Source organism: Methanobrevibacter boviskoreani JH1 (assembly GCF_000320505.1).
GTDB lineage: Archaea > Methanobacteriota > Methanobacteria > Methanobacteriales > Methanobacteriaceae > Methanarmilla > Methanarmilla boviskoreani.
In genome coordinates this window covers 22014-28013 of sequence record NZ_BAGX02000012.1, presented here as the reverse complement: position 1 = coordinate 28013, position 6000 = coordinate 22014, and the positions used below count along the sequence as shown (strand labels likewise).

1 protein-coding gene is annotated in these 6000 nt (G+C 24.2%); it reads left to right on the top strand.

What is annotated here, in order from left to right:
* Positions 1-71: 71 nt before the first annotated feature.
* Positions 72-4250: a beta strand repeat-containing protein gene (locus ON24_RS02745; RefSeq protein WP_040681877.1), complete on the top strand. Its 4179-nt coding sequence runs from the start codon at positions 72-74 to the stop codon at positions 4248-4250.
* Positions 4251-6000 lie beyond the last annotated feature (1750 nt).

The window sequence follows — 6000 nt, the reverse complement described above, 5'->3', positions numbered from 1 at the left end:
GATTTTTCCCTATATCAATGGATTTACTCCATTTTAAATTTTATATAATCAATTTAAAAGGAGGTGAAAATATGCAAACTAAAAATAAGGTGTTCAGTATTATTATTTTACTTATTATATTAGGTTTATGTATTAATACCATATCAGCAACAGATGATACCTCAGGTACTGTTTCAGATAACACTACCATGTCAATTGACAGTAATTCATCAATCCAGAACTCTAATGTGACTAATCAGGTTACTTATAATAGTAGTTCTAACAGTAAACAATTACTTACAGCTACTGCTAATGAGAGTAATGTTAATAAAGAGGATAGTTCTGATGCTGGAAGTTTCACTGATTTAAACACATTAATAAGTAATGGTGGAAATTATATTACTCTAAATAAAGATTATGTATATAATCCAACTACAGATACTCATTATAAAAATGGTATAACCATATCAAAGACAATCACAATAAACGGTAATGGATATACCATCAATGGATTAAACCAAGCGGAAGCATTTAATATAAGATCTAACAATGTTACAATCATTAATTGTACTTTTATCAATACAAATTCAACCAACTATGGCGGTGCGATATATTCAAATAAAGCAAATAACACCAAAATTATAAACTGTAACTTTATCAATTCCACTGGAAAAAGTGGTGGTGGAGTATTTATATTTGGTGGTAATGACTGTTATATAGATAATTGTACATTTATCAATACAAGTTCAGACTCTGGTGGTGCTATATACTGGTATAGTGCCAATGGAAATATCTCAAATTGTAGATTTATAAATACAACTGGATATGATGGTGGTGCAGTATTCTGGAATGATGGAAAAGACACTAAAATTTTAAATTGTACCTTTGAAAATACTCATGCAGATGATTATGGTGGTGCAATATTATTATTCGGTGTATCTTCCATGAGTTATTTTGAAATAGCTAACTCTAATTTTATTAATACAAGTTCTGATGTTCAAGGTGGTGCAATATTTTGGTATGGTCCAAATGGAACCATTAGAAATTGTAATTTTATAAATGACACCTCCGTAGAACATGGTGGTGCAATCACTTGTGTAATTTGTGACAATGGCACTATAGATAACTGTTCTATAGTAAATTGTTCATCTGCTGCAGGATCTGCAATCTATCAAGAAAACAAATATCTCATAATTAAAAATTCAATAATCTTAGATAACAGAGCAAATTCAACAGATTTAACCATTAATAGTTCCAACTCAAATGTAATTATAACATTATATGGATTAAATAATCTTTTCAATGGAATTTATATTAATGGAACCGTAAATGCAACCAATCTCACTTATTGGGGATTAAATGGTGTTACTAATGCAGGTGATGAAAGTAAACTATTTACATCCAATAATTTCACTGAAGCAGGTATTGGTTTAAGGATAAAGATTCTTGATTATGAAAACAATACATTAATAGATGATGTATATTATACTAATGAAAATGGTCAGGTTATACTTGATTTAAGTAACTTATCCAGTTCAAAATATTATCTAGTAAGTGCAAGTCTAGATAATGAAACATATTATACTTCAATATCAAATAATGGAACTTTTGATTTAAGAAAAAATGTATCAAAAACTGAAATTAACGATATTATCTATGGTGATCAAGTTATAACTGTTGTATTTGATGATAATGTAACTGGTAATGCAACTGTATATATTAATAATACAAGATATACTGGAACCGTCATAAATGGTGTTTCTAAAATAAATATAGGTACTAAGAATGCTGGAAAATATGTTACAAATGTCACATATTCCGGTGATAATAATTATTTAGGTTTTGATAATAAAGAAGTAAACTTCACAATTAATAAAACAAATCCAGTGCTTAATTTAAATGTAGATAATATTACATATGGCAATAATATTACAATTAACATCAACCTTACAGGTATTAATGGTGACGGTTTAAATGATACTGTCAATTTAACAGTTAATGGAACAAAATATATTATCAACGTTGTTGATGGTGTAGGAAATCAAATCTTAATACTCCCTAATATAGGTGTTTATGATATTGTTGCAAGCTTTGATAGTACAGATAATTATAATGCTGTTAGTAATACTAGTTCCTTTACAGTAAGTAAAGCAAATCTTACTTCATTCGATATCACTGTAATGAACACTACATATAACTCTGATAACACAATCAGCTTCAATGTAAAAGGCATAAACAATGAAGTAATAGACAGCCAAATAATAGTAACCATAAACGGAAAAGACTACACAGTAGATGTAACCGCAGGTAAAGGAATCTTAGTCCTAAAAGATCTAATACCAAATACCTATGACGTAACAGCAACATTCCAAGAAACAACAAACTACAACAAGTCAACCAAAAACACACAATTCACAGTAAACAAAGCAACACCAACAATAACAATTACCACAAAAAACATTACCTACGGTAACGACGAAACAGTAACAATTACTCTAAAAGGAGTAGACAATACTGGATTAAACGGAACTGTAACATTAAACATCAATGGAACAGATTACACTGTAAATATTGTTAATGGTATAGGCAGTCAAGATATTGCCGAACCAAATGCAGGAATCTACGATATTACTGCAAACTACAAAGGTAATGAAAACTACACAACCACTACAGATATGGCTACATACACTGTTGGAAAAGCAAATCTTACTGCGTTTAATATAACAGTTATGAACACTACATATAATTCTGATAACACAATCAGCTTCAATGTAGCAGGTGTAAACAATGAAGCAATAGATGGTGTAGTAATAGTAACTGTAAATGGTAATAACTATATAGTTAATATAGCATCAGGTAAAGGAACATTAGTCTTAAAAGATCTAATACCAAATACCTATGACGTAACAGCAGTACTCCAAGAAACAAGAAACTATAACAGTTCAACAACAAATACAGAATTCATTGTAAGTAAATCTGCACCAGTAATCATTATAATTGGAGAAAACATTACCTATGGTAATGATGAAACTGTAACAATCATTCTTACTGGAGTAAACAATACTGGATTAAATGGTACTGTTGCTATTAGTCTTGATAGTTTTGAAGCTTTAAATGGTAGATTAATTGGTTCAGATATTATTAATGTTGAAATTATTAATGGTAAAGGTGTTTATGTATTTAAACAACTAAATGCAGGTATTTATAATATTTCTGCAGCATACAATGCTAATGAAAATTATAGTTCTGTTAAGAATATGAGTTCATTTACTGTTAATAAGGCAGATGTAAGTGTATTAAATGTTACTGTTAACGATTCAGTTTATGGCGGTATCAATACAGTTGATATTACTGCAATTGGTATAAATAATGAATTATTAAACGGTACTGTTAAAGTTAATGTTAGTGGTAATGAATATAATCTTACCCTTAATAATGGTAAAGCTACATTGGATCTTGAAAATTTAACTACAGGTGATTATACTGTTAAAGTCACATTTGGAAATGATAACTATAATAATATCACAAATGAAACAAGCTTTACAATAAACAAATCATCTACTAATCTTAACATAAGTTTAGTTAACACCACATTTAATGGTAAAAACCATACAGCTAGATTTAATATTACATTAGATAGTTCTAATGGCATGTTATTAAACGAAACTGTTAATGTTACTATCAATAATAAGACCTATGCAGTCAATGTTGTTAATGGAACTGGTGTTTTAGATGTAGACGGTTTAAGTGCAGGTAATTATACTGTTGAATCCGTATTTAATGGAAATGATAATTTTGACTCATCAAATAATACTGTTAACTTCACAATTGATTATTTAACTCCTGAATTAAATGTTAAAATTGTAACCGATGGTAATAAAGCTATCATTTATGTTAGACTTACATATAATGGTACAGGATTAAATGGTACAGTTACAGTAAACTTTAATAACAAAAATTATACTGTAAATGTTATAGACGGAAAAGGTAATTTAACATTATCCAATCTTAAAAATGGAAAATATGGTATAGATGTTATATTTGATGGAGATAATATTTACTCAGGTATTAGCACTAATGCTTCATTTAGTATAGATGTTCCTGACAAGAATGGAACCGATAATGGAAATTCCAATACTGAAACATCTGAAGATAATAATCTTAAAAGTTTAAGATTTAATGGTAATAGCTTACCTAAAACAGGTAATCCAATAATGGTTTTACTTTTAGCATTGATGGCATTAACTGTTGTTATTAAAAGAAAGGAATAATTTCTTAAAAGAAAGTTAAAAATAGGGTTATATTATTAAATAAATGTTTTAAATAGCATTAATTTATTAAATTATAATTCAATTATTAACTTTTCTTATTTTATATTTTTTTAATTGATCAGTCTATTTTTATATGATTCCATTAATTGGTATAATAATCATATATTATTTTAAATAAGGAAAAAAATATTTGTATATATTAAAAATTTTATAAATTTTCATGTAATTCCATCAGATTATAGATTTCATAAGAATGAAAAATTTTTTCAAGAAATTAGAAATCAAAATTTTAAAAAAAAAAATTGAAAAAAAAATCATGAAATATGAATTTGTACTTCGATAAACTATACTATAACGAAGTAGAAATTTATTAAAAAATAAATTTATCAAAACTTAGGTAAATAAACTATTTGATGTATATGTAAACATACCATTTATAGCATTTTTTTAAATTTTTAAATTTTTGCATTTTTCAAAATATTTTACACTTGAAATAGTACTTTATTACTTTTTCTAATATTATTTATAAAAAAGTATTACTTTCAAAATGAATCAATTTTTAATACAAAATTATTAAATTAGTAATAATTTTAAAATTTATTTAAGCCTAAAAAATTTTTATAAAAATAAGTAAAACTAAAATTTAATACAAAATATTATAATCTGTAATAAATTATTAAAATTTTATTTGTATTATATTTTTATGACTAAGTAATAATTTTAAGTATTATATTTTTTATGACTAAGTAATACTTTTAAGTAATATATTTTAGATTAAAAGTAATAATTTATTGTATTAGTAATTTTATTAAATTGTAATAATATTTAAAAATAGAAAATCATAGAAAAATCTATTTTTACAATAGAATTTAAAAAAATATTTTTTTATTACTTTTATTGATATTTAGTAATAAATTTAGATTAATTCTAAAATTTAAGAATTAATTTTCAAAAATGGATTTAACTTATTTATTTCACTAAATAAATTCAAAACTCTTTACAAACATTTAAATATCCATCATTTATAATTATATTCCATTAATTTTTAATGTTAAATAATAAATTTTATTATAACCTATTAAACCAAATCAATATTTAAAAACACTAAATTATATTAATTTTCTAAAATTCAATAAATTTTATGAAATTATTACTAATTTTTAAAAAATTAATAATAAATTAATACTAATTTAAAAATAAATAATACTTTTAAATATAATACTAATTTTTAAAAAAGTAATACCTATTTTTTAGGTATTACTATTTTTTTAAAAAATATTAATTAATTATTATTACTAATTATATAATTTTTATTAATTTTCATACAATATCTAATAAAAATAATAAAATTAATATTCAAAATCTAAAAAATTTCATAGGATATAATAAAACTTTAGATAAAAATCATCAAAATTGGGTAAATAAATCATTACATATATACTGAACATATTCAAAATAAGCATTTCTAATAATTCTCATAAAAACAAAAAATAATATTCCAACTATTTAAAATAAAATAATTTTAATAAAATTTCTCTAAACCCTTATTTTTTCAATTATTAAAAAAATAATGAGTTTATCTTAGTTTTGATATTCAGTTTCTATTCCTTTTCTATTATCTTATGGAGTTAAAGGACTTTACTATGGGGAGGGATATATTGCATGAGTCCATTATAGCATTTTTTTAATATTTGAAATATAAATATAGATTTTAATTAAATCAATATTATAATATGTTTTTTAAAATCTC

Coding starts and splice junctions, on each gene's coding strand:
- ON24_RS02745 (WP_040681877.1), top strand. CDS start 72: ATGCAAACTAAAAATAAGGTGTTCAGTATTATTATTTTACTTATTATA.